The 26,119-nt window shown below is 70.5% G+C and carries 25 protein-coding genes and 1 pseudogene; 18 read left to right on the forward strand and 8 right to left on the reverse strand.

Going from position 1 to position 26,119, the window contains the following annotated elements; genetic code table 11:
• The first annotated feature begins 23 nt into the window (after positions 1–23).
• Positions 24–338 carry an SCO5918 family protein gene (locus CP981_RS02940; protein ID WP_085925882.1) on the forward strand — a complete coding sequence of 105 codons (315 nt, stop codon included), beginning with the start codon at positions 24–26 and terminating at the stop codon, positions 336–338.
• 92 nt (positions 339–430) lie between these two features.
• Here the strand turns inward: CP981_RS02940 and CP981_RS02945 are convergent, their stop codons facing one another.
• Complete coding sequence (locus CP981_RS02945; protein WP_085925883.1) at positions 431–808, reverse strand: hypothetical protein; 378 nt, start codon at positions 806–808, stop codon at positions 431–433.
• A gap of 179 nt (positions 809–987) precedes the next feature.
• Between CP981_RS02945 and CP981_RS02950 the strand changes: the two genes are divergently transcribed.
• Complete coding sequence (locus CP981_RS02950) at positions 988–1,392, forward strand: VOC family protein (protein WP_085925884.1); 405 nt, start codon at positions 988–990, stop codon at positions 1,390–1,392.
• Positions 1,393–1,471: 79 nt separating this feature from the next.
• On the opposite strand, the gene CP981_RS02955 is transcribed toward CP981_RS02950, so the two are convergent.
• Entirely contained in the window at positions 1,472–2,203 is a 732-nt protein-coding gene (locus CP981_RS02955; protein ID WP_085925885.1) for an SDR family oxidoreductase, read from the reverse strand.
• Positions 2,204–2,641: 438 nt separating this feature from the next.
• Here CP981_RS02955 and CP981_RS02960 point away from each other — a divergent pair, with 438 nt between their 5' ends.
• From CP981_RS02960 to CP981_RS03035, 16 genes are all read left to right on the forward strand, one after another.
• Positions 2,642–3,850: a cytochrome P450 gene (locus CP981_RS02960; protein WP_085925907.1), complete on the forward strand. Its 1,209-nt coding sequence runs from the start codon at positions 2,642–2,644 to the stop codon at positions 3,848–3,850.
• Positions 3,851–4,123: 273 nt separating this feature from the next.
• Entirely contained in the window at positions 4,124–5,185 is a 1,062-nt protein-coding gene (locus CP981_RS02965; RefSeq protein WP_085925886.1) for a type III polyketide synthase, read from the forward strand.
• A 340-nt stretch (positions 5,186–5,525) separates the two neighbouring features.
• A complete protein-coding gene (gene dnaK, locus CP981_RS02970) occupies positions 5,526–7,409 on the forward strand; it encodes a molecular chaperone DnaK (protein WP_085925887.1) in 1,884 nt (627 codons plus the stop codon).
• Positions 7,406–8,026, forward strand: a complete 621-nt coding sequence (gene grpE / locus CP981_RS02975) for a nucleotide exchange factor GrpE (RefSeq protein ID WP_085925888.1) — start codon at positions 7,406–7,408, stop codon at positions 8,024–8,026. Before dnaK ends, grpE begins: the two co-directional genes overlap by 4 nt.
• A 353-nt stretch (positions 8,027–8,379) precedes the next feature.
• Positions 8,380–8,688 (forward strand): gas vesicle protein GvpO, encoded by a 309-nt coding sequence (locus CP981_RS02980; protein ID WP_085925889.1) that lies wholly within the window; start codon positions 8,380–8,382, stop codon positions 8,686–8,688.
• 79 nt (positions 8,689–8,767) lie between these two features.
• Complete coding sequence (locus CP981_RS02985; protein WP_085925890.1) at positions 8,768–9,208, forward strand: gas vesicle structural protein GvpA; 441 nt, start codon at positions 8,768–8,770, stop codon at positions 9,206–9,208.
• A gap of 3 nt (positions 9,209–9,211) precedes the next feature.
• Entirely contained in the window at positions 9,212–9,925 is a 714-nt protein-coding gene (locus tag CP981_RS02990) for a GvpL/GvpF family gas vesicle protein (RefSeq protein WP_085925891.1), read from the forward strand.
• A 20-nt stretch (positions 9,926–9,945) separates the two neighbouring features.
• Entirely contained in the window at positions 9,946–10,203 is a 258-nt protein-coding gene (locus CP981_RS02995; protein ID WP_085925892.1) for a gas vesicle protein GvpG, read from the forward strand.
• A 26-nt stretch (positions 10,204–10,229) separates the two neighbouring features.
• On the forward strand, positions 10,230–10,967 hold the full coding sequence (locus tag CP981_RS03000; RefSeq protein WP_208852885.1) for a hypothetical protein: 738 nt from the start codon (positions 10,230–10,232) through the stop codon (positions 10,965–10,967).
• Complete coding sequence (locus CP981_RS03005) at positions 10,960–12,207, forward strand: SRPBCC family protein (protein WP_085925908.1); 1,248 nt, start codon at positions 10,960–10,962, stop codon at positions 12,205–12,207. The genes CP981_RS03000 and CP981_RS03005 overlap by 8 nt, the downstream gene beginning before the upstream one ends.
• 30 nt (positions 12,208–12,237) lie before the next feature.
• Entirely contained in the window at positions 12,238–12,663 is a 426-nt protein-coding gene (locus tag CP981_RS03010; RefSeq protein ID WP_085925893.1) for a gas vesicle protein, read from the forward strand.
• Complete coding sequence (locus tag CP981_RS03015) at positions 12,660–13,565, forward strand: GvpL/GvpF family gas vesicle protein (protein WP_085925894.1); 906 nt, start codon at positions 12,660–12,662, stop codon at positions 13,563–13,565. Before CP981_RS03010 ends, CP981_RS03015 begins: the two co-directional genes overlap by 4 nt.
• Complete coding sequence (locus CP981_RS39465; protein ID WP_085925895.1) at positions 13,565–13,834, forward strand: gas vesicle protein; 270 nt, start codon at positions 13,565–13,567, stop codon at positions 13,832–13,834. Before CP981_RS03015 ends, CP981_RS39465 begins: the two co-directional genes overlap by 1 nt.
• 49 nt (positions 13,835–13,883) lie before the next feature.
• Entirely contained in the window at positions 13,884–14,291 is a 408-nt protein-coding gene (locus tag CP981_RS03025) for a gas vesicle protein K (RefSeq protein WP_085925896.1), read from the forward strand.
• A 174-nt stretch (positions 14,292–14,465) separates the two neighbouring features.
• Positions 14,466–16,169 carry a cholesterol oxidase substrate-binding domain-containing protein gene (locus tag CP981_RS03030; RefSeq protein WP_085925897.1) on the forward strand — a complete coding sequence of 568 codons (1,704 nt, stop codon included), beginning with the start codon at positions 14,466–14,468 and terminating at the stop codon, positions 16,167–16,169.
• Between the two features lie 542 nt (positions 16,170–16,711).
• Positions 16,712–17,299 carry a response regulator transcription factor gene (locus CP981_RS03035; protein ID WP_085925898.1) on the forward strand — a complete coding sequence of 196 codons (588 nt, stop codon included), beginning with the start codon at positions 16,712–16,714 and terminating at the stop codon, positions 17,297–17,299.
• 36 nt (positions 17,300–17,335) lie between these two features.
• Here the strand turns inward: CP981_RS03035 and CP981_RS03040 are convergent, their stop codons facing one another.
• From CP981_RS03040 to CP981_RS03065, 6 genes and pseudogenes are all read right to left on the reverse strand, one after another.
• On the reverse strand, positions 17,336–19,132 hold the full coding sequence (locus tag CP981_RS03040) for an ABC transporter ATP-binding protein (RefSeq protein WP_085925899.1): 1,797 nt from the start codon (positions 19,130–19,132) through the stop codon (positions 17,336–17,338).
• Positions 19,129–20,895, reverse strand: coding sequence for an ABC transporter ATP-binding protein (locus CP981_RS03045; protein ID WP_085925900.1), 1,767 nt, complete (start codon positions 20,893–20,895; stop codon positions 19,129–19,131). Before CP981_RS03045 ends, CP981_RS03040 begins: the two co-directional genes overlap by 4 nt.
• Positions 20,896–21,021: 126 nt before the next feature.
• Complete coding sequence (locus CP981_RS03050) at positions 21,022–21,150, reverse strand: SapB/AmfS family lanthipeptide (RefSeq protein WP_042152795.1); 129 nt, start codon at positions 21,148–21,150, stop codon at positions 21,022–21,024.
• Between the two features lie 57 nt (positions 21,151–21,207).
• Positions 21,208–23,808, reverse strand: coding sequence for a class III lanthionine synthetase LanKC (gene lanKC / locus CP981_RS03055; protein WP_085925901.1), 2,601 nt, complete (start codon positions 23,806–23,808; stop codon positions 21,208–21,210).
• A 171-nt stretch (positions 23,809–23,979) separates the two neighbouring features.
• Positions 23,980–24,809: pseudogene (locus tag CP981_RS03060) on the reverse strand (IS5 family transposase).
• 44 nt (positions 24,810–24,853) lie between these two features.
• Positions 24,854–25,966: a CapA family protein gene (locus CP981_RS03065; protein ID WP_085923501.1), complete on the reverse strand. Its 1,113-nt coding sequence runs from the start codon at positions 25,964–25,966 to the stop codon at positions 24,854–24,856.
• Positions 25,967–26,119: the final 153 nt, after the last annotated feature.

A 26,119-nucleotide genomic window follows, 5' to 3' on the forward strand; every position in this document is an offset into this window, starting at 1 on the left:
CGTTTCGACCCTGTAGAGGCACTATGCGCTGCGTCATCGCCCGCTTCCCCTTCGACCTGATCAAGACCGAGGTGCAGGACTCGATGAAGGGTGTCGAGCCCGAACCCATCACGGGTGACTCGGTACTCATCGGTGGCCGCAACTACCCTGTCAAGCAGGTAGGCGAGGTCATCACCCGGCAGGACCGCCGCGACTTCACCGCCGGCGAGGTGACCCGGGCGCTGACCCGCCTCGGCTTCACCTGTAGCTCGTCGACCCCCGCCGTCCGCACCCCTCTTGAGGAGGCGTCGGCGCTGCTCCAGGCTCCGTCGTCGCCTGACGGTGACCAGGCGAGCTGAGCCCGGACACCGCAGGACAACGAAGTGGGCTCCGACCGCACCGGTCGGAGCCCAGCTTTGTATGGGGTCAATGCTCCGAGCTCAGGACGGTCTCAGTGGTCGGAGTAGCTGAAGTCGCCCACCGTCCAGGCTCCTACGTCCTTGATCTCGACCCGGTACATGCCGCCGGTCTCGGGCAGGCCGAGGCTGCCCTGGAGAATCCTCGCCACATGGAAATGCAGGTGGGTGGGCGGCTCCTTCCGTCGCGGCGGGCGGGTGTCCGCGCCGGCCGAGCAGAAGAGGGCGGAGAACGGTCCCAGCCGCTGCGACTGCTCCAGGACCTCGGCCACACGCTGCCGCCACACGCTCTCGGGCGCCAGCCGTCCGGTGATCACAGCGCCCTGGACAACCACTGTGAGAGACATCTGATTGCTCTGCTCCGACTCCACCATGGCGGCGATGTCGACAAGCAGCTCGTCGGGCTTCGACATGGGAGCAGACTCTACTGCCGCGACCGGCCGTCGGCACCACATCCGCAGCGCGCGCCCCGCGAACCAAGGTCCGGCACGCCGCGTCCGGTGTGGCTTTCCCGGTCCGCGGAGTGCCGGGGCCGTCTCGGGGTAGCGGTCGGAAGAGGCGGGCGGGGGCCCGTCAACAGGAAGGGGGCGGGATGGCCATCGCCAAGACCAGCGTCCTGGTACTGGATTGCGCGGAGCCCGCGGCACTGGCGGACTTCTACGCACAATTCCTCGGCGGAGAAGTCCGGATCGGGTCCAGCCCGGACTACATCGAGGTCGTCGAGAGCGACAAGGTGCACCTCGCGATACGACGGGACCGGGGCGCGGCGCCGCCCAGTTGGCCCCGCCCGGACGACTCACAGCAGGCACATCTGCACTTCCTCGTCCCGCAGGACAACATGGACGAGGCGGAGCGCGAGGCGGTCAGCCTGGGAGCGCGGCCGTTGCAGACCCGGGAGAACCGCGGGCCGTATGACGCCCGCCGCTATTCAGATCCCGCGGGCCACCCGTTCGTACTCGCCGCGAGCGAGGGCCATGCCCTGGGGCAGGCCAACTGAGCCGTGCCCGGCGGATGGAGGGGCCGGGGGCGCCACCGGGCTCGGTGGCGCCCCCGGTACTGCGAGGACCGTCCTGCTGTCAGGTACGGGCCGCCGGGCGTACGACCAGTTCGTTCACATCGACCTCCGGTGGCCGGCTGACGGCGAAGGCGATGGTGTCCGCGACCGCGGCGGCCGGCAGGGCCACCGCGCGGTAGGACGCCATGGCCTCCCGGGCCGCCGGATCGGTGATGCTGTCCGGGAGTTCGGATTCCGTGACGCCCGGCGAGACCAGGGTGACCCGGATACCGGCCGCGGCCTCCTGGCGCAGTCCCTCGGAGATGGCGCGTACGGCGAATTTGGTGGCGCAGTAGACCGCGGCGGTGGGCACCACCTCGTACGCCCCGACCGACGCGATATTGATGACGTGGCCGGCGCCCTGGGCCCGCATCACGGGCAGCGCGGCGGCGATCCCGTAAAGGACCCCGCGCACATTCACGTCGAGCATCCGGTCCCATTCGTCCACCCGCAGCGCCTCCAGGGGCGACAGCGGCATCACCCCCGCGTTGTTGACCAGGACGTCGACCCGGCCGTATTCCTCATGCGCGGCCGTGACGAAGGACCTCATGTCCTCGGCGGAGGTGACGTCCAGCCGCCGGAAGGCCGCGGTGCCGCCGGCGCCGTTGATGTCGTGGCACAGCGTCTCCAGTCGTTCGGTGCGGCGGGCACCGAGGAAGACGCGGTGCCCGTCGGCGGCCAGGCGGCGGGCGGTCGCCTCGCCGATGCCGCTGCTCGCGCCGGTGATCAGGACGACCTTCTCGTGCTCCGTCATGGGCTGCTCCTTTTGCCAGTTGTTTCACCGGTGAGCCTCCACGGCGGAGCGCAGCGCGACCAGGACGGCTGGTGCCTGGGTGCCGCACACCCCGGCACCGCGCGAAGACCGGCGAGCCTCCCCTCTTTGCCTTATCGGCAAGCATGTTTGCCGACAGGGCAGCAGCCGGGTGCAGCATCCCGGGGTATCACCCTTATGGCGCAATGCCCCGGGCGCCTGCCCTCCGGCGTAATTCACCGGGGAATGGCGGACCGCGGCATCCGTCATTCCGCAGGGTGATCGGGCAGTAAAGCCGTTCCCGCATCCCGGTGTTTACGATATCCGGGATGAATTGGCGCGTTTCTGGCTGCCGGCCTGGTACGTACGCGTACATGCGCCTTCTTTCCTGCCTGCACAGGCGGTGAATCCGCTCGTCACCTCCGACTCCGGGAGCTCATGATGGAATCCGGCGCTACCGTGTGGAACTGCCCGTTCGACTATGCCGAGGCACTGGAATTCGATCCGACGCTCAAGCGTCTGCTGACCGAGGAACCGGTCGCCCGCATCAAACTGCCCTACGGGGAGGGCGAAGCCTGGCTGGTGACCCGGTACGAGGATGTGCGCACGGTGACGACCGACCGGCGCTTCAGCCGCAGTGCCATCATCGGCCGGGACTTCCCGCGGATGACTCCTGAGCCGATCGTGCAGGACGAAGCGATCAACGTGATGGACCCGCCCGCCAGCAGCCGGCTGCGGAGCCTGGTCTCCAAGGCGTTCGCCCCGCGTCAAGTGGAACGCATGCGGGCCCGTACCCAGCGCGTCGTGGACGACCTGCTGGACCGGATGACCGCGCAGGGCTCGCCGGCCGACCTGATGGAGAGCCTGGCGTCCCCGCTGCCGCTGACGACGATCTGCGAGGTCCTCGACATCCCCGAGGCCGACCGCGCCCAACTGCGCGGGCACGCACGGACGATGATGAACGTCACCGTCGAGAACCGGGACCGCGCCGTCCGCGCCAAGGCCGATATGCGGGCGTACTTCAAGACGCTCACCGCGAAGCGGCGCCAGCACCCGGGAGACGACCTGATCAGCGCGCTGGCGACGGCCCGCGACGGCGACGAGCTCCTCAACGACCAGGAACTCACCGTGCTGGCCATGGTGCTGCTCATCACCGGCCAGGACACCACCACCTACGAGATCGGCAACCTCGCCTACACCCTGCTCACCCGGCCCAAGGAACTCGCCATGGTGCGGGCCCGCCCCGAGATGCTCCCGCAGGCGATGGAGGAACTGCTGCGGTTCATCCCCTTCCGTAAGGGCGTCGGCATTCCCCGGGTCGCCACCGAGGACGTGGAGCTGAGCGGGGTGACGATCCGGGCCGGGGACATCGTGCACGTTTCCTACCTGACGGCAAACCGGGACGGCCGCAAGTTCGACCGGCCCGACGAGCTGGACCTGGAGCGCGAGGACCGGCCGTCCCACATGACGTTCGGCTGGGGCGGCCACCACTGCCTGGGTGCCCCGCTCGCCTTCACGGAGCTGGAAGTGGCCCTCGGCGCCCTTCTGGAGCGCTTCCCCGAGCTCAGGCTGGCCCAGTCGGCCGAGGACGTGCGCTGGAACACGAACTCGATCTGGCGCTATCCGCTGGAGCTGCCGGTCGCCTGGTAATGGGGGCCGGTGCCGCGAATGCAGAACTCACCTCTCTGGCGTACGGTTACTAGTCGGAAAGAAGATCCACCAGCACGGGGAGAGTTCGTTCTTCGACGGATGGTCCGTCCATAGTTCTCTCCAGGGTCGTGCCACTCCAGTCCGCCGGTTCCGCCCATGCCAACTTGCCCGTCCTTCGGGCAGGTTGCCGGGGCGGGCCCACCGGCCGACTTCGACCCAAATGGAAACCGGGAATTCCCTGAGCGGCCCACAAGTCTGCAAGGAGCCCATCCCATGGCGGTTCTGTGCAAACCTGCAATCGCGGTCCCTGAATACATCCTCACCCAGGAAGACACCCTCGAACTCGCGCGACGAATGCATAAGGATCATTCGCAGCTGCGGCTGGTGCTCCGCCTGATCGAGCACACCGGCGTACGCAAACGGCATTTGATCCAGCCGATCGACAAGGTGCTCAAGCATCCCGGGCTCGACGCCCGCAGCGCGGTCTACGAGGAGGAGTCCAAGGCCCGGGTCCCCGCGGTGGTGCGCGAGGCACTCGACCGGGCCGAACTGGAGCCGGCACAGATCGACTTGATCGTCTACGTCTCCTGTACCGGCTTCATGATGCCGTCCCTGACGGCATGGCTCATCAACACCCTGGGCTTCCGCTCGGAGACCCGGCAGATGCCGATAGCCCAACTCGGCTGTGCCGCGGGAGGCGCCGCGATCAACCGGGCGCATGACTTCTGCACGGCATACCCCGACTCCAATGTGCTCATCGTGGCGTGTGAGTTCTGCTCGCTGTGCTACCAGCCCACCGATCTGGGCGTGGGATCACTGCTGTCGAACGGGCTGTTCGGCGACGCGGTCGCCGCGGCCGTGGTCCGCGGGAAGGGCGGCACCGGCGTCCGGCTGGAGCGCAACAGCTCGTATCTGATCCCGCACACCGAGGACTGGATCTCCTACGCAGTGCGCTCCACCGGGTTCCACTTCCAGTTGGACAAGCGCGTGCCCGGCACCATGGAGCCGCTCGCCCCCGCCTTGCGCGCCATCGCGCAGGAGCACCAATGGGACGCGGGCGAACTGGACTTCTACATCGTCCACGCGGGCGGTCCGCGCATTCTGGATGACCTGTGCCACTTCCTCGAGGTGCCGCCCGAGGCGTTCCGCTTCAGCCGGGCGACGCTGACCGAGTACGGCAATATCGCCAGCGGTGTGGTGCTCGACGCCCTGGCGAGGATGTTCGACGAGGCGTCGGCCGTCGACGGCCAGCGGGGTCTGCTGGCGGGATTCGGTCCCGGCATCACCGCCGAGATGGCCCTCGGCACCTGGACCTCGACCCCTGTCGCGACGTGAGCGCGCCCGCGCGGTGCGCCCGGACGGTGATCCGCCGGGCGCACCGCGCAGGTGCCCGTGCAGCGCGCTACCGCGACGCCTCACTCCCCTGGGGTAGCGATCGGGCCCGCGTCGGTGCGGCCGCACGGGAGGCGCCGGGCCCGTGCCGCCCCGGGAGCGGCCGCGGGAAGGCGCCGAGCAGCGGTTGGCGCATACCGGCCTTTTGCCTTGAATAGGAATATCTTGACATGTGGGTCAGTGCGTTTTATGCAGATGAGTAAGCGGCTTGCTCCCCATATCAGCAGGTGAGGAGGCCTCCGCGGGCCGTTCCACGGGCGGGCCGCAAGGTGAGGAGAAGACCATGGCGCGTGCAGTGGGTATTGACCTTGGTACGACGAACTCGGTGGTCAGTGTGCTGGAGGGCGGCGAGCCCACGGTGATCACCAATGCCGAGGGCGCCCGGACCACCCCGTCGGTGGTCGGCTTCGCCAAGGGCGGAGATGTGCTGGTGGGCGAGGTCGCCAAGCGGCAGGCCGTGACCAACGTCGACCGCACCGCGCGGTCGGTCAAGCGCCACATGGGCGAGGCGCAGTGGCGCTTCCCGGACAGCGGCGACATCGACGGGAAGCAGTACACCGCTCAGGAGATCTCCGCGCGGGTGCTCCAGAAGCTCAAGCGCGACGCCGAGGAGTACCTGGGCGAGGACGTGACGGACGCCGTGGTCACCGTTCCGGCGTACTTCAATGACTCCCAGCGCACCGCTACCAAGGAAGCCGGCGAGATCGCGGGCCTGAAGGTGCTGCGGATCGTCAATGAGCCGACCGCGGCCGCGCTGGCCTACGGCCTCGACAAGGAGAACGACCAGACCATCCTGGTCTTCGACCTCGGCGGCGGCACCTTCGATGTCTCGCTGCTGGAGATCGGTGACGGCGTCGTCGAGGTGAAGGCCACCAACGGCGACACCCACCTGGGCGGCGACGACTGGGACCAGCGGATCGTCGATTACCTGACCAAGCAGTTCAAGAACGCGTACGGCATCGATCTGTCCCAGGACAAGATGGCCACCCAGCGGCTGCGGGAGGCTGCCGAGAAGGCGAAGATCGAACTGTCCGCGGCGACCGAGACCACGATCAATCTGCCGTATCTGAGCGCCTCGGCCGACGGGCCGCTGCACATGGACGAGAAGCTCACCCGCTCCCAGTTCGAGCAGCTGACCGCCGACCTGCTGGAGCGCTGCAAGACCCCGTTCCACAACGCGGTGGACGACGCCGGGATCAAGGTCGCCGATATCAACCATGTGATCATGGTCGGCGGCTCGACCCGGATGCCCGCGGTGACCGAGCTGGTCAAGGAGCTGACCGGCAAGGACCCGCACAAGGGCGTCAACCCGGACGAGGTCGTCGCCGTCGGTGCCGCGCTCCAGGCCGGTGTGCTCAAGGGTGAGGTCAAGGATGTCCTGCTGCTGGACGTCACCCCGCTGTCCCTCGGTATCGAGACCAAGGGCGGCATCATGACCAAGCTCCTGGAACGCAACACCACGATCCCGACCAAGCGCTCCGAGATCTTCACGACGGCCGAGGACAACCAGCCGTCCGTGCAGATCCAGGTCTACCAGGGCGAGCGCGAGATCGCGGCGTACAACAAGAAGCTCGGGATGTTCCAGCTGACCGGTCTGCCGCCCGCCCCCCGCGGCGTCCCGCAGATCGAGGTGTCCTTCGACATCGACGCCAACGGCATCATGCACGTCACGGCCAAGGACCTGGGCACCGGCAAGGAGCAGAAGATGACCGTCACCGGCGGCTCCTCGCTGCCGAAGGACGACATCGACCGGATGGTCCGCGACGCCGAGCACCACGCCGAGGAGGACCGCCGCAAGCGGGAGACCGCGGAGACCCGTAACCAGGCCGAGCAGCTCGTCTACCAGACCGAGAAGTTCCTCAAGGACAACGAGGACAAGGTCCCCGGCGAGGTCCGGACCGAGGTCCAGGACGCCGTCACCGAGCTGAAGGAAAAGCTCAAGGGCGAGGACACCGCGGAGATCCGCACCGCCTCCGAGAAACTCGCGGCCGTCTCCCAGAAGATGGGCCAGGCCATGTACGCCGACACCCAGGGCGCGCAGGCCACCTCGGGAGGCCAGGGCGCGGCTGCCGGTGAGGGCGGGGCGGATGCCGCCGCCGGCGAGCAGGACGATGTCGTCGACGCGGAGATCGTCGACGACGACAAGCAGGAGGGCAGCGGACGATGAACCGCCCGACCAATGTCCACGGCCTGCCCCACCCGCCGCTGGCCCTCGTGGGACACGGGACGGCGAAGCACCCCGAAGCGGGCCCGTCCGACGCCACCGACCCCCCGGAGGACCGGACCGAGCAGGGCACCGGCCGGCCCTCCGGCCAGGACGAGTCCGCCGGGCGGGCGGCGCCCCCGGAGGTGGTGCTGCACGCCGAACTCCGGGAGCGGACGGCCGACCTCCAGCGGCTGAAGGCCGAGTACGACAACTACCGGAAGCGGGTGCACCGCGACCGGCTGGCGGTCGGCGAGATCGCGGTGGCCAATGTGCTGAGCCGGCTGCTGCCCGTGCTCGACTCGCTCGCCGAGGCCACCGCGCGGGGCGAGGTGACCGGTGGTTTCGCGCGCATCGCCGAGGAACTGCGCACCGAGCTCGGGACGCTGGGCCTCCAGGCCATCGGCGAGGTGGGTGACCCGTTCGACCCGCTGATCCACGAGGCCATCACCTACACCCCCACCGACCGGCTGGAACAGGCGACCTGCACCGAGGTGCTCCGGCTGGGCTACCGGGTCGGCGACCGGCTGCTGCGCCCCGCCCAGGTGGCCGTCGCGGGCGAACCGCCGGCCGGCGCGTAACGACTGACCTCTGAACTACCTTTTTGCAGCGCTGAGTTGGGCTGCCCTTCGCAGTTTCACCTGCCGCCGGTGAACGTGTGCCTCGTCGGTCCGGCCGTCAGTCCGGCCGTCGATCCGCCCGTCGGGCCGGTGGCCGCCTTCCGCTTCGTACGGTGACCTGCGCGGGGAGCTGCGTGTGCACCTGTGCGTTCCCCCTGTGCTGCCGGGCAACGGCGGTCTTCGGCGCAGAGGAATTGCCGCCCCCTGTGTGCGACTACGCATATGTTCGAGTCCCAGGGGCACCCGATCCTCTACCGCCAGCAACGGCCTCCGTACTTCGACAGAAAGCCCTACGACGCACGACAGGCGGGATCATGGCAACCGAGGAAAACACGGAACGCGAAAAAGCACACGACGAGCGGCCGGAGCGGATCTCCGCCCCCACGGCAATGCGCCACGCCACCGGGCAACTTGCCCAAATGCTGCAATGCGAGCCCGCTTCGGTGTCGGCACTCAAGCCCACTGATGACGGTTGGCTGGCGAACGTGGAAGTGGTGGAGATCGAAAGGGTGCCGGACACCGCGAGTGTGATGGCTTCCTACCGCGTCCACCTCGATGAACAGGGCCAACTCGTGGGATATGAGCGGACCCGCCGCTACGGGCGGGGCCAGATCGACAGGTAGATCGGCCGCCGCCCGCCACCCACCACGACCTCACACGGCCGCATGACCCGCTCCAGTCAACTGGAAGGGACGATCCATCATGACTGCCATTCAGCAATCCAACGCGCCCGCAAGCGGGAGCGGTTCGGGAAATCTCTACGATGTACTCGAGCTGATCCTCGACCGCGGGCTGGTAATCGATGCCTTTGTGCGCGTCTCGCTCGTCGGCATCGAAATCCTCAAGATTGATGTACGAGTCGTCGTCGCGAGTGTGGACACCTATCTGCGCTTCGCCGAGGCATGCAACCGGCTCGATCTGGAATCCGGCCGCAAGGCGCCGAGCCAGCTCACCGATCTGGTCGGTGAGGCGACCGAGAGCGGCGCCAAAGGAAAGTCGAAAGGTGCGCTGACCGGCGCCGTCGAGGCCTTCAGCGAATCCCTTCAAAAGGGCCAGGAGGACTCCGCGGAAGAGGAAGAGCGCCCGGCACGCAAGTCTTCCGCGGCAAGCAACCGTCGCACCGCACGCCGCCGGGAGGACTGAGCCATGGGAACGTACCTCTACGCCATCACCGCGGCCGGCCACCCCTTGCGGCTGACGGGCCTCAACGGGGTCGGCGACCCCGCGGCCGAGCTGCGCACCGTCACCACGAAGGATCTGTGCGCGGTGGTCAGCGACGCACCGCCGGAGCTCCGGGCCAAGCGCCGCGATGTGGCGGCCCACCAGGGAGTTCAGGAACGGCTATTGGCCGACGGCGCCGCCCTGCCGATGCGCTTCGGGCTGGTCGGCGCCGACGACGCCCAGGTGGCCGCCGTCCTGGAGCAGGATCGCGACAGCTACCTCCAGCGGCTCTCGGAGGTCGACGGCCGCCGTGAGTACCACCTCAAGGTGGAGCGCGACGAGGACGACCTGCTGCGGGAGATCATGCGGGAGTCCGCCGAGGTGCGGCAGCTCAACGACCGTACCCGGCAGAACCCCGGCGCGTACGACGACAAGGTGGCGCTCGGCGAGCTCATCTCGCAGGAGGTGCAGGCCCGTCAGGAACGTGCCCGGGCGGACATCGTGGCCCGGCTCGCTCCGGCCGCCGTACGCACCGCGGACGTCGAACCGACCAAGCGGCACTTCCTCAATGTGTCCTTCCTCGTGGAGCGGGAGAAGGCCGCGGCCTTCTCGGAGGCGGTCCATGAGGAGGCCGGGCAGCGCGGTGACACCTACACCTTCAGCCTGCACGGCCCGCTGCCGCCGTACAGCTTCGTCTGACCTCCGAGAGGAGATCGGCCATGGGCCTGCTCACACAGCTTCTGACCCTGCCGTTGGCCCCCGTGCGGGGCACGGTCTGGGTCCTGGATCAGGTGCTGCTCACCGCCGAGCGCGAGTACTACGACCCGGCGCCGGTCCGTGAGGAACTGGCCGCGCTGGAACAGCAGTTGCTGGACGGCAGCATCGGGCCCGAGGAGTTCGACTCCCGCGAGGACGAGCTCCTGGACCGGCTGGAGTGGCTGGAGGCCCAGCGACAACGACTCCGTACCGACTCCTGACCAGGGGAGATTGAGGTGTACGACAGATGATGACCAACGCCAAGATAGGGGTGGCCCTCGTCGGGGGCTACTTCCTGGGGCGCACGAAGAAAGCCAAGATGGCCCTCGGTCTGGGCCTGTTCCTGGCCGGCAAGAAGCTGAATCTGGATCCGAAGCAGCTGGGCACGCTGATCGCCGACTCGCCGGTGCTGGGCCCCCTCAACGACCAGGTGCGCAAGGAACTGGTGGACGCCACGAAGGCGGCGGCCGGTACCGCGCTCACCCAGCGGATGTCCGGCCTCGCCGACTCCCTGCACGAGCGGACCGCGGCTCTCAACGAGGGCCGGGACGTCAGCGGCGGGATCGAGCGGACCACGGACGACGACGACCGTCCCGCGGCGGACGACGAGGAGCAGGCGCCCGAGCACGACGCACGGGGCGACGCCGAGGATGCCGAGGGCCCGGCGGACGCCGAGGAGGAGCGCGCGCCACGCCGCAAGGCACCTGCCGCCGCATCCGCCAGGACGGCCACGAAGACAGCCACGAAGGCGGCCGCGAAGCCGTCCGCCGCATCGGCGAAGAAGTCGGGCAGCGCCGCCCGGTCCACCGCGCGCCGCTCGTCGTCAAGCGCCTCGGGGAGCTCGAAGTCATCGGGCAAGAACGCCGGTGGTGCGTCCCGCGGACGCCCCGCCACCTCCTCGGCGCGGAAGACCGCCTCGGGGGCCCGTAAGAAGGCGCCCGGTGCGGCCCGCACGGCCGCCGACCGTGGAGGCCGCAATGGCTGAGTCCACTTTCCGCAAGGTGAAGCACGAGGTGACCAACAGCCCGGCGGCCGGCCGGCTCAAGGAGGAGTTGCAGCACTACCTCCAGGCACGGGCAGAGCACGCCGTCACCAGCCTCGGCCACAAGCTGGGCGAGGGCGTCGGCAAGCTCGCCGAACCCGGCCGCGGCGCGGGGGGCCTGGTGAACAGCCTGGCGAAGGGCGGTGCGGCGCTCGGCGAGGGCAAGTCGCCGCAGCAGGCGGCGCTGACCGCCGGTGCCTCCCACCTCAAGGACACCGTCAAGGACAAGGTCAGGGGGCTGTTCGGCAAGGGCCGCAAGGGTGGCGGCGGCAAGTCCAAGAGCGTGACCATCGTCGAGGACATCGATGTGGGCGTGCCCGTCCGCGAGGCATACGACCAGTGGACGCAGTTCCAGGAGTTCAGCACCTTCGCCAAGGGTGTCGTCAGTGTCGAGAAATCCGACGACACCACCAGCAACTGGAAGGTGAAGGTCGCCAAGTCCACCCGCAGCTGGCGCGCGAATGTCACCGAACAGGTCCCCGACGAGCGCATCACCTGGACCACGGAGGGCGCGAAGGGCACGGTCAAGGGCGTGGTGACCTTTCATCGCCTCACCGACAACCTGACGCGGGTGCTGCTGGTTCTGGAGTACTTCCCCAAGGGACTGTTCGAGAAGACCGGCAACATCTGGCGCGCCCAGGGCCGCCGGGCACGGCTGGACCTCAAGCTCTACCGCAAATTCATCATGCTGCGCGGCGAGGCCACCGACGGCTGGCGGGGCGAGATCCAGGACGGCGAGGTCGTGGTCGAGCACGCCGACGCCGTCGAGACGGAGCAGGACGAGGAGAACGCCGAGCCCGGGACCGACGGCGACGGACGCCCCGACGGCGATGGACACCCCGACGCGGAGGCGGCCGACGAGGACGGGGAGGACGAAAAAGCCGAGGACGCCGACGACCCGGGCATCGAGCCCGAGGACGAGCGGGACGAGGACCTGGCCGACGAGGACGGGACCGCGGCGGAGGACGACGACCTCGATGAGCCGGTCGACGAGGACGAGGGTCTCGACGAGCCGCGCGATGAGGACGACGACCTCGACGAACCTCTCGACGAGGACGACGTCTCTCCGGACGAGCCGGACGCTGACGACGACGAGCCGGAGGCGTACGACGACGAGCGGGACGCGTACGAGGAGGAGCCGGCGCCGCCCTCCCGGGGCCGCCGTACCGCCGCCGCCCGCTGACCCGTCCCGACCGCACAGACGAGGCTGATCATGTCCGATTCACTGGCCGGCCGTATGGGGCCGTCCTCCGGTCCGTCCCCGTACGGCGGGCAGGGGTCGTCCGCCAACCTGGCCGACATCCTGGAACGCGTCCTCGACAAGGGCGTCGTGATCGCGGGCGACATCCAGATCAATCTGCTCGACATCGAGCTGCTGACCATCAAGCTCCGGCTGCTCGTCGCCTCCGTCGACAAGGCCAAGGAGATGGGCATCGACTGGTGGGAGCACGATCCCTCGCTCTCGTCCCGTGCCCGCCCGCCGCAGCAGGTGCCCGCCGGGCAGCCGCCGGAGACCGGCCGCGATCCGCTGGCCGACGAGAACCGGCAGCTGCGCGCGGAGCTCGCCGAGCTGCGGGCGGCCATCGGCACGCCCCAGGGCTCCGACGGGCACCGGACGCACCATGAGGAGGAGCAGTGACCAGCCACCTTCAAGGGGACGACGCGGCTGCCGCAGCACCGCAGCAGCCGCTCGGTCTTCCCGCCGAGCAGCGGGAGTCCGCTCCCCCGTCCAGCTCGTACGTCTACGCCATCGGCCGGGCGGGCGCCGGTCTCGACACGGCGGTTCCCCGGCTCACCGGGCTGCGGGACGGGCGGGTGCGGACGGCGTCCGCCGACGGCCTCACCGCGCTCGTCTCGTCCGTCCCGGCCGACGCCTTCAGCGAGGAGGGCATGAAGGCGCAGCTGGAGAACCTGACGGAGCTGGAGGAGATCGCCCGTACCCACCACAGGGTCGTCGAGGCCGCCCACACCAGGACGACGGTGCTCCCCATGCGGCTGGCCACCGTGTATCTGGATGACGCCCGGGTGCGGTCGATGCTGCGGGAGCGCGGCGCGGAGTTCGACGCGCTGCTCTCCCGGCTCGAAGGCCATGCCGAACTGGGGGTGAAGGTGTACGCGGACCCGCGCGCCGCGGCCGCCGACCCGGCTCCCGCCACCTCCGACGGCCCGGCACCCGCCGCTCCCCCGGTCAGCCCCGGCCGGGCCTATTTGCAGCAGCGCCGGGCCCGGCGTCAGACGCAGCGTGATGCCTACCGCGCGGCGGGCGCCGTCGCCGACGAGGTGCGGGACCGGGCGGCCGCCCTTGCCCGGGACCGGGTCGCACACCGCCCCCAGCAGGGTGAACTGGCCGCCGGCGCGGGGGAGAACATCGCCAATGAGGCGTATCTGGTGCCCATGGACCGGCTCCGGGAATTCCACCGGGCGCTGACGGTGCTGGCCGATGGTGTCCCCGGCGTACGTATCGAGGTCACCGGGCCATGGGCGCCGTACTCCTTCGCGACCGCGACCGCGACCCCGCCCGCGGAAAGCCGGAGGGCGTGATGGGGGGTGATGGTCCCGAGGCCGCGTGCGCCGAGGTCCCGTACGCCGAGGTCTCCTCTGCCAAGGTCCCGGCCCCGGCGGACCTCACCCCGGAAGAGTCCCTCGCGGGGCGGCAGATCGCGCTCATCGATCTCCTGGACCGTCTGCTGAACGGTGGCGCGGTGCTCACCGGAGATGTGGTGCTGTCGATCGCCGATGTGGACCTGGTGCACATCAACCTGCGGGCCGTCATCCGCTCGATCACACCCGACGATCCGGCGCCGTGGTGAGAAACCCTCTTCCTTTCCCGACGAGCAGCGCCCATGACAAGGGATACCCATGACGAATGAATCGGCCGCCCCCGTGGAGCCCGCCTTCGCGGAGGTGGCGCAGGCCGCGGCCCGGGCCTTCGACCTGGTGCCGGAACCGTCCGACGAGCCGCCGCAGGGGCGGGACAGCGCTCTCGCCCAGCGGCTGCGGACCGATCCGGAGACGGTGGAGCGCGATCTCATCAAACTGGTGCTGACGATCGTGGAGCTCTTGCGGCAGCTGATGGAGCGGACCGCCCTGCACCGCGTCGACCAGGGAGGCCTGAGCGAGGAGCAGGAAGAGCGGGTCGGGCTGACGCTGATGATTCTCCAGGACCGGATGGCGGAACTCTGCGAGCGCTACGGCCTCACGATGCGGGACCTCAATCTCGATCTCGGTCCCCTGGGCTCGCTGCTGCCCCGTGACGACGCGGCCTGATCCGCGGTCCCCGGCAGGTCGCATCCGCCGTCCGTCGCACGGGCATTGCAACTGACGGTCCGTCACCCTACCCTTCCGGCACACCCCCACCGCACCGGGGCGCTCGTACGGTCTCACCCCAACGATCCGTGCGCGGTGCAACGGGGCGGCGCGCCGCGTGCCGGAAGGACAGCCATGTCCGACGACAGCGCTCGCAGAACCTCCCTCACCCGCCGTACGTTACTGACCGGGGCCGCCGCCGCGGGGCTTGCGGCGGCGGCCGGGCTACAGCCCGCGCATCGCATCCCCGCGGGCAGCGCCACGGCCACTCTCACCCCTCCGCCCGACTTTCCCGCGGGCATTCCCCTCTCCCAGCAGGCCTTCCGGAACTGGTCGCTGGAGATCGTCGTCGAGGGCGTCTGGACGGCTTCGGCCCGTACGCCCGACGATGTGGTCACCCTCGCCAACTGGGCGCATCAGCACGGCTACCGGCTCCGGGCACGGGGCAAGGGCCACACCTGGTCGCCGCTGGTGGTACCCGCCGGGGCCGACACCAACCGTACGGTCATCGTCGACACCACCTCCCATCTCACCGCGGTCAGTGTGCGTGGCAGCAATCCGGGGAGCGTCACCGCGCAGGCGGGGGCGACCCTGGACCGGATCCTCGCCCGCCTTGAGGAGTCGGGGCTCGGTCTCGCCACCACCACGGCGCCCGGGGATCTGACCATCGGCGGGGTGCTGGCCATCGGCGGCCACGGCACCGGGGTGCCCACCGCCACCGAGAACCCGCCCGCAGGCTCCGGCTTCGGCACCCTGAGCTCGCTGGTCACCTCGCTCACCGCCGTGGTCTGGAGCGCGGCAGACGACCGCTATGTGCTCAAGACGTTCTCCCGCTCCGACCCGGACATCCGGGCCTTCCTCGTCCACCTGGGCCGTGCCTTCGTCACCGAGGTGACGCTGACGGCCGCGGCCAACACCCGGCTGCGCTGCCAGAATTGGTATGACGTGAACGTGGGGACCGTCTTCGGTCCCCCTGGTACAGGGGGCCGCACGATCGGCTCCTACCTGGACCGCACGGGGCGCATCGAGGCGATCTGGTTCCCCTTCACCGATGTGCCGTGGCTGAAGGTGTGGAGCCTGGCGCCCAGCAAGCCGCTGCTCTCCCGGCAGATCGACACCCCGTACGCCTACACCTTCGCCAACCGGGTCACCGAGGAGATGTCGCGGCTGCTCGGAGAGATCGCCTCGGGCGGGGGCGACAAGACGCCCGTCTTCACCAAGCTGGCGATGTCCATCGTCGGCTCCGGGCTGATCGTCACCGGCACCTGGGACGTCTGGGGCTGGTCGAAGAACAGCCTGCTGTACGTCGAACCCACCACGCTGCGGATCGTCGAGGCGGGGTGGGCGGTACTGACCTCCCGGGCGAATGCGCAGCGGGTGGTGAATGACTTCTACTCCCGCTATCAGCAGGTGCTCACCGCTCACCAGGCCCGCGGCTCCTATCCCGTCAACGGCCCGATCGAGCTGCGCATCACCGGTACGGATCCGCTCGACGGTCCCCTGCTCTCCCCGGCCCGGGCCCGTCGGGACCATCCCGAGTGGGACACGGTGGTGTGGCTCGACTTCGCCACCTATCCCGGTACGCCGGGCGCCGCCCCCTTCTTCCGTGAGCTGGAGCAGTGGATCTGGCAGACCTACACCGGGTCGTATGCGACCGTGCGTCCCGAGTGGTCCAAGGGCTGGGCCTATACGGACAGCGGACCGTGGCGGGACCCCGCCACGCTGGACGGCAGCGTGCCTGCCGCCTTCGACGAGTGGCGCACCGCCCGGGACATCCTCAACTCCTATGACCCGGCAAGGGTGTTCTCCAATACGTTCCTCGACACCCTGCTGTGCTGAGTCACCTCCCCCAGGGGGCGCGCGGAAACTCCGCGCGCCCCCTACCGAAACACCCGACACGTCCGTCACACCCGTAACAAGTGCAGGAAACAACCCGCTAAGCGGTCATCGCGAGGTTGGCGGGAATTTTGCGCCTGACGCGCTGGATGCTTTCCGGAATCCGCCCCCTTGATGTGTGAAGTTCCTACGAACACCGCCGGCCTCCGGCCGCCCACTGCCCTGCCGCGACAGCTCCGCCCGCGCCCCGGCCTGCGGGTTCACCAGGGCCCACCGACCGTCCCGCGTGTTGTGGAGTCCTGCCATCCCGAGCGGTAATGAACGGGGCCACACCCGGGTCCGACGACGCGGTTTCCAGTCATCTCCAGCGAAAATGCATCTGGCGGGAATGACAGCCGTAACAATTCTGCAAGGCAGCGTTCGGGGCCGAAAGTGTGTGCTGCGGCAGAGGCTCGTCGGGTAACTGTCGCCACATCGCCGGTTGTTCCCCGGGCGGCTGTCCGATGACGGGGGCAGACCGCAGAAGCAAAAACGAAGGGACGAACGTGATCCGGGTCTTGGTGGTGCACGAAACGCGGCTGCTGCGCTCGGCGCTCACCGCGCTGTTGCGCGACGAGGAGGGTATAGACGCGGTCGCCGCCTGCTGGAGAAGTGCCCCCGGGCGAGCCCGTTCCTTCCGGCCGCAGGTGTGCGTCGTCGATGGCGACTGTGCGGGTTCGGTGGCCTCGGCGGGCCCTCCAGGCGGCCCGGGATGCGCCCTGCTGGTCCTCGCCAGCGCCTGCCGGCCCGGCACCCTGCGCCGGGCCATCGCCGCCCGGGCGCGGGGCTTTGTGGACAAGGACGCGCCACCGGCCCGGCTGTTGCACGCGATAAACCTGGTCGCCGCCGGGAAGCGCTATGTCGACCATTCGCTCAGCCCGGATTTCCTGGAGGCCGCCGACATGCCGCTGACCCCGCGTGAGTTAAGCGTGCTCTCGCTGGCCGCAGGCGGCGCCTCGGTCTCCGAGATCGCCCGTGAACTGCATCTGAGCAGTGGGACGGTGCGCAATTACATGGCGGCGATCAATCGCAAAACCGGCGCCCGGAACCGGGTGGACGCGATACGGATATCGCAGGGGGCGGGCTGGGTTTAGGGCGGACCTGTCCGGTGCGTCCGTGAAGTCCCGCGATCAGCCGAGAGAGCGGGATTTCGCGGCGATGTTCTCCGCGCGCTCCGGTGCGTCCGGCTGCCAGCTTCCCGCGAGATCCCGGTAGAGGGGCGAGCGTTCGAGCAGCTCGTCATGGGTGCCGCAGATGGCCCGGTTGCCGTCGAGTACCAGGATGCGGTCGGCCCGGCGGGCCGAGGTGATCCGGTGGGCCACGACAATCAGCGTTCCGGGGCGCTCCGCGAAGGCGCGCTCGGCCCGCATTTCCGCCGCCGGGTCGAGGTGGCAGGTCGCCTCGTCGAGGAGGACGAGGGGGGCGGGTGACAGATAGGCCCGGCCCAGTGCGATCAGCTGGCGCTCGCCCTGGGACAGGGCGCCCGGCTCGAGCGGTGCGTCGAAGCCGCCCAGCCGGTGCACCAGCGCGTCCAGGCCCACGGCGTCCGACGCCGCCTCCAGGGCGGCCGGGGAGGCGCCGTCCGGGCAGAGGTAGAGCAGGTTCTCGCGCAGGGTTCCGGAGAAGACGTAGGCCTGTTGCGGGATGAGCACCCGCAGCAGGGACGGGTCGGTTCCGGAGGGGGCGCGGACCGGCCGGCCGGCCACGTGTATCTCGCCGTGGCCGGGTTCGAGCAGACCGGCGACGAGAGCGGTCAGGGTCGACTTTCCGATGCCGCTCGGGCCCACCACGACGAGGTGTTCGCCCGCTTCGACGGTCAGGTCGAGGTCGTGCAGCACGGGCTGGGCGGCGGGCCCGTAGGCGAAGGTCACCGCGCGCAGTTCGACGCGGGGGTCGTCGGGCGGGACGGGGACGTGGGGCGCGGGCTCCTGCACGGTGGCGGGGGGCGGCGCGGTGCGGGGCTCCGTAGCGGCGTCGGTGGTGAGCCGGTCCAGGACCACGAGCAGCCGGGTGCCGGCCGAGCCCAGCGCGTTCATCAGGGTGTGCAGGGCGGGCAGCAGGGACTGGGTCAGATAGGCCAGTGCGCCCAGTACGGCGCCGGGGGTGAGCCCTTGTCGCAGCAGCCAGGGCGCGGTCACCAGCAGCAACAGGATGGGCAGTTGGCCGGCCAGGCCGAGCGCGAGACAGCGGACGGCGGCCCAGCGTGCCAGCTGCCGTGCCGCGCGGGCCTCGTCCTCGATCACGCCGTACGCCCGGTCCGCGGTCCGCTGCTGCGCACCGCAGGCCACCACGTCACGCAGTCCCTCGGCGACGGCGCCGAACTGTGTGGCCAGATCCTCGTCCGCCCGGAGAAAGGCGCGCTGGCTGGCCGCCATCGGCCGGAGGGTGGCCAGGAAGAGCAGCAGCCCGGCCGCGAGCGGAGGCACCACGATCAGCAGCAACTCGGGTGCCAGGGAGAGGAGTCCGAACACCGCTCCGGCCGCGGTGAACACGAAGGAGCGGGCGACCAGGACCAGTCCGGCGAAGCTGTCCCGGGCGATCTCGGTCTGGTTGGTCAGCCGGGAGACCACGGCGCTGTCCGCCGCCCGGGCCGGCTGCGCCACCGCGTGCGTCAGCGACCGGGACACCACCTGACGGACCAGGCCGTCGCGCAGCGGCTCGACGAGGTCGGCCAGTCCGCGGAAGACCCCTCGGCCGGCCAGCCCGCCGACCACGACGGCCAGTGCGGTGACGCCCAGCCAGATCAGCCCGACGCCGGTGTGGCCGGCCAGAAAGCCCTGGTCCAGGGCCTTTGCCAGGCCGTAGCCGCCGAGGAAGGTGTGGGCGGACTCCAGCAGTGACCAGCCGGCCAGCAGCAGTAGTACACGGGTCCGGCGGCGGAGAAAGCGCCTCGCCCGGGGCAGCAGTCGTGCGGTCGCGGTCGTCATGAGGCGGTCCGGGTGTCCTCGTCGTCGGTATGGGCGAACACCGCGCGGTAGTCGGCGTCGGCCCAGAGCCGGTCGTGTGGGGCGACGGCGCGAAGCCGGCCATTTTCCAGCCAGGCGACCAGATCGGCGCGGGCGGCGGAGGAGACGCGATGGGCGATCAGCAGTCTGCTGCCGGTCCGTACGTCATGGACCAGGGCCCGGCGGACATGGAGTTCGGTGACGCTGTCCAGGCTGGAGGTGGCGTCGTCGAGCACGAGCAGCCGGCCCGCATGGGCGAACGCCCGTGCCAGGCCGAGCCGTTGGACCTCGCCGCCGGACAGCGGGGCGTCGGTGAGCGGCGCGGCGTATCCCCCGGGGAGGAGACGGACGAACGAGTCCGCACCGGCCGCGCGGGCGGCGGCCTCGATGGCCCGGTCCGGGGGCTCGTAGGGGCCGAAGCCGATGGCGGCCCCTACGGTGGCGCCGAACAGGGCGGGCCGCTCGAAGGCGTAGCCGATCTCGCGGCGCAGTTGTGCTGGGTCGGCCTCGTCGAGGGGTATCCCGTCCAGCAGCACCTGTCCGCTGTCGGGGTCGGTGAGCCGGCCCGCGACGGCGGCGAGCAGCGACTTGCCCGCCCCCGAGTGCCCGACGACCGCCACGGTCGTGCCGCCGGGCACCACCAGGTCGACGTCGCGCAGCGCGGGGGTGCCACCGCGGAGGACGGTGACCGCGCGCAGTTCGAGCCGGCCGGGGCCGTCGGCGGGCAGCGGCCGGGAGCCCTGCGCGGGCGTGGGCAGGGTGAGGAGCTCGCCGGTGCGGTGGGCCGCGGCGCGGCTGCGCACCAGGGCGTTGAGCTGCCCGACGACCCCGCCCAGCCCGGCGGTGAGGGCGGCGTACCGGGAGGCAGCCAGCAGCTCACCGACGGACAGGCTGCCGTACGCCAGCCGGATGCCGCCGACGGCGAGGACGGCGGTGGTCAGCAGCGGCACCAGGATGCTGCTGCTGACCACGGCGCGGCCGTAGATCTGCCACATCTGCCGTCCCTGCGCGCCCAGTTCGGGAAGCGGTGCGAGGACCCGGGCCCGCTCACGCCCTGCCGTGCCCGCCGCGGCGATGGTCCGGGCGCCGCCGAGCGCCTCGACGAGCCGCGTCGCGAGGTCCGCCTGGACGCGCTGATAGCGACGGACACTGTCGGAGGAGCCGCGGGCGAAGCGGCGCAGCAGCCGGGTCAGCAGCGGCAGCCCGGCAAGGAACACGGCGGCCAGCCAGATGTCGGTGAGCGCCAGGGCGATGAGGGCGCCGACCGGGGTGATGACGGCGGCGAGGCCGGTGGCCGCGGCGGTGGGGGCGGTCCCGGCGTCGGCGGCGTTCCCGGTGAGGCGGGTCACCAGGTCGCCGGGGGTGAAGCGGTCGGCGACCCGGTGCGGGGCGAGCGAGAGCAGATGGTCGATACCGCGCCGGCGGAGCCAGGCGGTGCTGCGCGCGGTGGTGACGCCGCCGGTCAGCGCCACCAGCGCGTCCAGCAGCACTTCCGCGCTCAGCAGCACGGCGCAGAGCACCAGGGCCCCGTGGAGGCCCGGACGGGCGCCGAGTACGAGGTCGAGGGTGTGGCCGAGCACGGCGGGCAGCGCGAGGGCGGCACCCGCGGACGCCACGCTGAAGAGGCAGACGGCGAGGGTGCGTACGGGGCTGTGCCGGAAGGCCCCGGTCAGGACGGAGCGGACGCCGGGGTCCGGCCCGCGCCGGGCGGCAGAGGGCGAGGAGGGCCCGGGGGTGCGGGGCATGCGGGTGTGGACCTCGCCTCCAAGGGACGGATACGGGCGGCAGCGGCAGGCCCCGGGCGGTGTTGCCACCCGGGGCTCGCCGTGACTTACGCGCTTCGGGGGCCGAGGTCCCCTAGCGGCGGGAAGTCAGTTACAGGTGGTGACGCTCAGGCTGCTGTCACCGCAGAGCAGCAGGCTCGCGCGGCTGCCGGTGTGCAGCTCCTCCGTGGCCTCGGCCTTGGGGGTCTCCAGCGTCTGCAGGTCAAGAAGGGACATGGTGGTTCCTCTCTGATGGGGACGGTGTTTCTTGATCGGCCCCGGACGGGGCCGGCTTCAGGGCCGCCTGGGCGGCGGGAGGAAGGGCAGGTGCACGGGGGTGTCGTGCAGCGCGCTGCCCAGTGCGAGCAGGCATCCGGCGGTGCCGGTGCTCAGGTCCATGGAGAGCCGCATCATCTGCTCCCCGGCGAAGGCCAGTTGGCCTTGGTAGGGCACGGCGCCCCAGGCCAGGGAGTCGATCTGACGGCGGAGGTCGGTGGCGTGGGTGCCGGGGCCGCCGGCCGTGGTGCGGGCGAGGTGCAGCACCATGCCCGCCGCACCCCGGAACAGGCCGGGCTGGGCATAGAACTTGGCCTGGGCGGCCTGCACGATCTCGCTCCGCGCCCTGGCGAACTCGTCGTCCGGACGATGGGCGAGGAAGTCGTCGAGCACCATGCCGATGCCGACGCTGCCGGCGCCGAGGTACGGCATGGTCCGCCAGCCCTCGTTGACCTGGAGGGCGCCCCCGGCGCCGCGGACGCAACGGGACAGGTCCCGGCGCAGGGCGTCCGCGGCCAGATCGAGCAGCGCGGGGTCGTCGGTGCGCTCGTACAGGCGCAGGAAGAGCAGGGCCGCTCCGCTGTCGCCGTACAGCAGCCCGGCGCGGGGCGTCGCGCCGCCCACGGCGGGTGGCGCGGCGGTCCGGAGCTTGTCGGCGACGAGCTGGGCGCAGTGCGAGGCCCGCTCGCCGAGGGCGGTTTCGCCGGTGGTGCCGGCCAGGGAGTCGAGGGCGAGGCCGAGGCCCGCCAGTCCGCTGTGCAGATCGGGGGCGATGTCCTGCCAGCGCTGTGTGGCGACGGTGTCGATGAGGTCCAGGGCCCGATCCCGGTGGCCGAGCCGGTCCAGGACCCAGGCGACGCCGGAGAGGCCGTCGTAGAAGCCGAGCGGGCTGCCGGACGCGGGGGTCTTCGTCCTCCGCAGCAGCCACTCCTCCGCCTCCGGGCAGCGGTCCGCGCCGGTCTCGTCCAGGGCGTACAGCACTCCGGCCGCCCCGTAGGCGAAGCAGGTGCCCCCGCCCGTGGTGGAGAACTGGGCGATGTCGCCGGGGAAGTAGCGGTCCTCCCGGTCGGGGGTGGCCGAGGCGAGCACGGCCCGGACCATGGAGTCGCGGCTGTGCGGCCAGTCGCCGAGGGCCACGGGGAGGTAGTCCGCTCCCCCGGTCCGGCCCGTACGGACGGGGGCGTGCGCGGGCTGATACCCCCGCAGGATCTCCGCCACCGCTTCGTCGAGATAGTCGCGGGGCACCGGGAACTGCGCGGCGGCGATCTCCGCGAGGTGGGCCGCCTTGTTGCGGTCCACCGCGAACAGGCTGGTGAGCGGGAGGAACAGGGCAAGTCGCAGACAGGCCAGGGCGTAGCGGTCGACGTCGAAGCCCCGACGGTCCGCGGGGGCGACGAAGCCCGGGTTGGCGATCACCTGACGGCTGGACTCGTCGTCGACGGACGCGGCCTCGAAGTCCAGGAGCACCACGGCGGATTCGTCCTCGGACATCATGATGTTGAAGAGGTGGAGATCGTTGAAGACCACGCCACGGGAGTGGACCGCCTTGACGGCGTCGGCCACCAGGCCGTGGACGCGCATGGCCCACTCGGTGTACTCCGCGAGCCGCTCGGGGCTCGGATCGGCCTCGATCAGCGGGTGACGGTGCGCGAAGAAGCTGTTCAGCGGCCGGCCTTCGATGAACTCCAGCACCAGGAAGGTGTGCTCGCCGAGCGTGAACCAGTCGTGTACCTCGGGGGCGCAGCCGAGTCCGGAGAGTCTTTTCAGCGCGTCCCGCTCGCGCGCCAGCCGGGTCACGGCGTCCGCTTCATCGGCGGCCAGCCCCGCGTACGGCCGTGCCTCCTTCAGCACCACCCGCTGATCGGTCCGCAGATCCCGGCCGACGTAGACGCCACCGCCGTTGGAGAAGTGCAGCGCCTGCTCGATCTTGTACGGGAGGTCGGTGACGGTGGTGGCGGAGCGGGCGGCCAGATGCGGCTGGAGGAACTCCGGGAGGGTGACCCACTCAGGGACGCGGAACGCCGGCTCGCGGCGGTCGGGGACCAGCTGCCCCTGACCGTCCTCGATCGCGGGGCGGAGTTCGCCCTTGTCGTCGTAGCAGTGCCGTTCGGTGAAGCTGCCGTAGCGCACATACACCGGACCGGCGCCCCAGCGCAGATCGCTGAGGATGTACGGTCCCTGTTCGCCGGCGAGCAGTTCGTTCAGCTCCTCGGCGATGCGGCCGCACTGCTCCTCGTCGGCGGGGTAGACCGTGAGGAACTTTCCGCTGGCGCCGCGGTCGGCGTATTTGGCGTTGCGGATGTGCAGCAGGTACCGGGTCGGCATGCACTTGAAGGCGATCGAGCGCGGGACGCAGTAGTCCCAGACCTTGGCCAGCACGCGTTCGGCGTTGTCCAGGCAGGCGGAGACGTGGATCTTCCAGCCCTGGCTGGGGAGTTCGCGGTCCAGCGGGCGGAACGCCAGCCAGTCACCGGAGCGGTGGCGCTGCCAGCCCTCCGGCAGCTCCCGGCTCAGCGTCGCGTACGGAGCGCCGCGGCCCGTGCTGCTCGCGGGCAGCCGGTGGGGAGCGTCGTAGAACTGTCGGTCGGCGTCGCAGAAGACGGCGTAACCCTTGTTCATCGCACTCCCCCTCGGCTGGTGACACGGATGACGCTGTCATGGCGCGGGGACCGCAAACAGTCATGACTGTCACGAAGAACCCATGAGGAATGCACGTTTGCTGCGAATTTGCTGAGATGTGAAGGGGCGGCCGGGAGCGCCGCCCCTTCCCCTAGGAGTTGTCTTCAAATGTCAGGCCCACATCAGCAGGGATGCGAGGGTGACGGCGGCTTGGTAGGACTCGGCAGTCTTGTCGTACCGGGTGGCGATGCCGCGCCACTGTTTCAAACGGTTGAAGCAGCGCTCCACCACGTTGCGCCGCTTGTAGAGCTGCTTGTCGAAGGCCGGCGGACGTCCGCCGTAGCTGCCGCGGCGAAGCCGGTTGCGGATCTGGTCGGCCCGTTCGGGAATGGTGTGGCCGATGCCCCGTCGCCGCAGCCAGGTGCGGATGGCCTTGGAGCTGTAGCCCTTGTCGCCCAGTACGTGGGCGGGCCGGACCCGCGGGCGTCCTGGGCCGATGCGGGGCACCCGTATCGCCTCCATCACAGCGGTGAACTGGGTGCAGTCGTTGCTGTTTCCGCCGGTGACGGTGAAAGCGAGCGGGCGGCCCACGGCGTCACAGGCGAGGTGAATCTTGCTGGTCAGACCGCCTCGGGAGCGTCCGAGTCCGGAGCTTTGGAGCCCCCTTTTCGGGCCCCGGCGGCGTGCTGGTGGGCACGGACGACGGTGGAATCGACGGAAACGAGCCAGTCGATGTCCCCCGCCTCGTCCGCCCTCGCCTGGGCGGCCTGCAGCATCCGCTCGAAGGTGCCGTCCAGGGCCCACCGGCGGAAACGGGTGTGCAGCGTGGCCCACGGGCCGTACCGCTCGGGCACGTCCCGCCAGGCCGTGCCGGTCCGGAACTTCCACACGATCCCGTTGAGCACGGTGCGGTCGTCCAACCGCTTCCGCCCCCGCAACGATTCAGGCAGCAGAGGCCGGACGAACTCCCACTCAGCATCGGACAGTTCATGGCGACGTATCACCCGACCATGATCCACCACCCGAGATCATTTGAAGACACCCCCTAGGCCGGACGGAGGGTGAGCGTGCCTTCCGGCTCGTCGGCGGCGCAGGGCCGGAAGCCGGAGCTGATCCGGTCGAGGAGCCCTTGCAGCCACCGGGAGTCCTGGCGCGAGGCGTGCCGCAGCCGCATCCGACGGGCCTGTAGGGGGACGATCCGCACGTCGTGGAGCCGGCCGGTGTCCGGTTCCAGCGTGACGAGGAAGAGCAGCCGCAGGTCGTCCCGGTACTCCTCGTAGCCGGTGATGCCCTCGTAGTCATCGATGAAGTCGCCGCACCCGTGGATCACGAGCTTTCCGCGATGCGCCTCCAGGGCGCGGGGGTGGTGTGAGGAGTGGCCGTGGACGAGATCCACTCCGCCCTCCAGGAGCCCATGGGCGAAGGCGGCCTCGCTACGGGTCACGTGGTAGCCCCAGTTGGGGCCCCAGTGGACGGAGGCGACCGCGATGTCCCCCGGCCGCTTCAGCTGCCGTACCCGCCCGATGATCTCGCCCGCGGCGGCCGGTGAGGGCCGGGCCACGAAGTCGACCCCGGAGCGGCCGCCGGCTGCCGCCCAGGCCCGCGGGATACCGCTGGACGGCATCCCGAAGGAGAAGACCAGGATCCGGCGGCCGTCCGCGACGGGGACGACCGCGGGGCGCTGCGCGGCGTCAGGGTCCGCGCCCGCCCCCGCCGTCCGCAGGCCCGCGCCCGCGAGCGTGCCGAGGGTGTCCGCCAGCCCCTGGCGGCCGAAGTCCAGGACGTGGTTGTTGGCCAGTACGCAGACGTCGGGGCGGGCGGCGGCCAGACAGGGCACGTTCGCCGGGTTCATCCGGTAGTGGATTTCCTTCTCGGGTGCAAATCCGGCGTACTGTGTGACGCTGGTTTCCAGGTTGAGCACCCGCGCGGCGGGTGCCGCGTCGTCGAGCACCTCCAGTGCGTCCCCCCATGGCCAGGCGAAGCCGGCCGGACACGGAACGGGGCCGTTTCTCGCCGCCGCCAGCTCGACATAGGCGCGGGCGTCCCGCAGGTACGCCTCCCGCAGCGCCGGGTCTCCGGGGTGCGGCAGGATCTGGTCGACCCCACGGCCGAGCATGACGTCACCGCAGAGGAACAGTGTGAGCAAGTCACCGCCCATTCCCCCAGGTTAGAACCGGCCGGCCGAGGTTTCGCGGCGGGCGGGCGGACGAGGTTTCATGGCGGTGGGCGGACGAGGTTCGTGGCGGGCGGGCGCCGCGCGCCAAGGCGCCCCGGAGCCTGGAACCCGCCCCCTCCCCGGCCCCGGCTTCGT

This window comes from Streptomyces platensis, from assembly GCF_008704855.1.
GTDB classification, from domain to species: domain Bacteria; phylum Actinomycetota; class Actinomycetes; order Streptomycetales; family Streptomycetaceae; genus Streptomyces; species Streptomyces platensis.

Excerpts from the sequence above, each read along its gene's own strand:
- CP981_RS02980 (WP_085925889.1), top strand. The coding sequence starts at position 8,380 with ATGGCAACCGAGGAAAACACGGAACGCGAAAAAGCACACGACGAGCGG.
- CP981_RS03050 (WP_042152795.1), bottom strand. The coding sequence starts at position 21,150 with ATGTCCCTTCTTGACCTGCAGACGCTGGAGACCCCCAAGGCCGAGGCC.
- CP981_RS03040 (WP_085925899.1), bottom strand. The coding sequence starts at position 19,132 with ATGACGACCGCGACCGCACGACTGCTGCCCCGGGCGAGGCGCTTTCTC.
- CP981_RS02955 (WP_085925885.1), bottom strand. The coding sequence starts at position 2,203 with ATGACGGAGCACGAGAAGGTCGTCCTGATCACCGGCGCGAGCAGCGGC.
- CP981_RS03045 (WP_085925900.1), bottom strand. The coding sequence starts at position 20,895 with ATGCCCCGCACCCCCGGGCCCTCCTCGCCCTCTGCCGCCCGGCGCGGG.
- CP981_RS02960 (WP_085925907.1), top strand. The coding sequence starts at position 2,642 with ATGGAATCCGGCGCTACCGTGTGGAACTGCCCGTTCGACTATGCCGAG.
- CP981_RS03030 (WP_085925897.1), top strand. The coding sequence starts at position 14,466 with ATGTCCGACGACAGCGCTCGCAGAACCTCCCTCACCCGCCGTACGTTA.
- CP981_RS02995 (WP_085925892.1), top strand. The coding sequence starts at position 9,946 with ATGGGCCTGCTCACACAGCTTCTGACCCTGCCGTTGGCCCCCGTGCGG.
- CP981_RS03005 (WP_085925908.1), top strand. The coding sequence starts at position 10,960 with ATGGCTGAGTCCACTTTCCGCAAGGTGAAGCACGAGGTGACCAACAGC.
- grpE (WP_085925888.1), top strand. The coding sequence starts at position 7,406 with ATGAACCGCCCGACCAATGTCCACGGCCTGCCCCACCCGCCGCTGGCC.
- CP981_RS03065 (WP_085923501.1), bottom strand. The coding sequence starts at position 25,966 with ATGGGCGGTGACTTGCTCACACTGTTCCTCTGCGGTGACGTCATGCTC.
- CP981_RS02940 (WP_085925882.1), top strand. The coding sequence starts at position 24 with ATGCGCTGCGTCATCGCCCGCTTCCCCTTCGACCTGATCAAGACCGAG.
- CP981_RS03010 (WP_085925893.1), top strand. The coding sequence starts at position 12,238 with ATGTCCGATTCACTGGCCGGCCGTATGGGGCCGTCCTCCGGTCCGTCC.
- dnaK (WP_085925887.1), top strand. The coding sequence starts at position 5,526 with ATGGCGCGTGCAGTGGGTATTGACCTTGGTACGACGAACTCGGTGGTC.
- CP981_RS39465 (WP_085925895.1), top strand. The coding sequence starts at position 13,565 with ATGGGGGGTGATGGTCCCGAGGCCGCGTGCGCCGAGGTCCCGTACGCC.
- CP981_RS03025 (WP_085925896.1), top strand. The coding sequence starts at position 13,884 with ATGACGAATGAATCGGCCGCCCCCGTGGAGCCCGCCTTCGCGGAGGTG.
- lanKC (WP_085925901.1), bottom strand. The coding sequence starts at position 23,808 with ATGAACAAGGGTTACGCCGTCTTCTGCGACGCCGACCGACAGTTCTAC.
- CP981_RS02945 (WP_085925883.1), bottom strand. The coding sequence starts at position 808 with ATGTCGAAGCCCGACGAGCTGCTTGTCGACATCGCCGCCATGGTGGAG.
- CP981_RS02990 (WP_085925891.1), top strand. The coding sequence starts at position 9,212 with ATGGGAACGTACCTCTACGCCATCACCGCGGCCGGCCACCCCTTGCGG.
- CP981_RS03000 (WP_208852885.1), top strand. The coding sequence starts at position 10,230 with ATGATGACCAACGCCAAGATAGGGGTGGCCCTCGTCGGGGGCTACTTC.
- CP981_RS02985 (WP_085925890.1), top strand. The coding sequence starts at position 8,768 with ATGACTGCCATTCAGCAATCCAACGCGCCCGCAAGCGGGAGCGGTTCG.
- CP981_RS02965 (WP_085925886.1), top strand. The coding sequence starts at position 4,124 with ATGGCGGTTCTGTGCAAACCTGCAATCGCGGTCCCTGAATACATCCTC.
- CP981_RS02950 (WP_085925884.1), top strand. The coding sequence starts at position 988 with ATGGCCATCGCCAAGACCAGCGTCCTGGTACTGGATTGCGCGGAGCCC.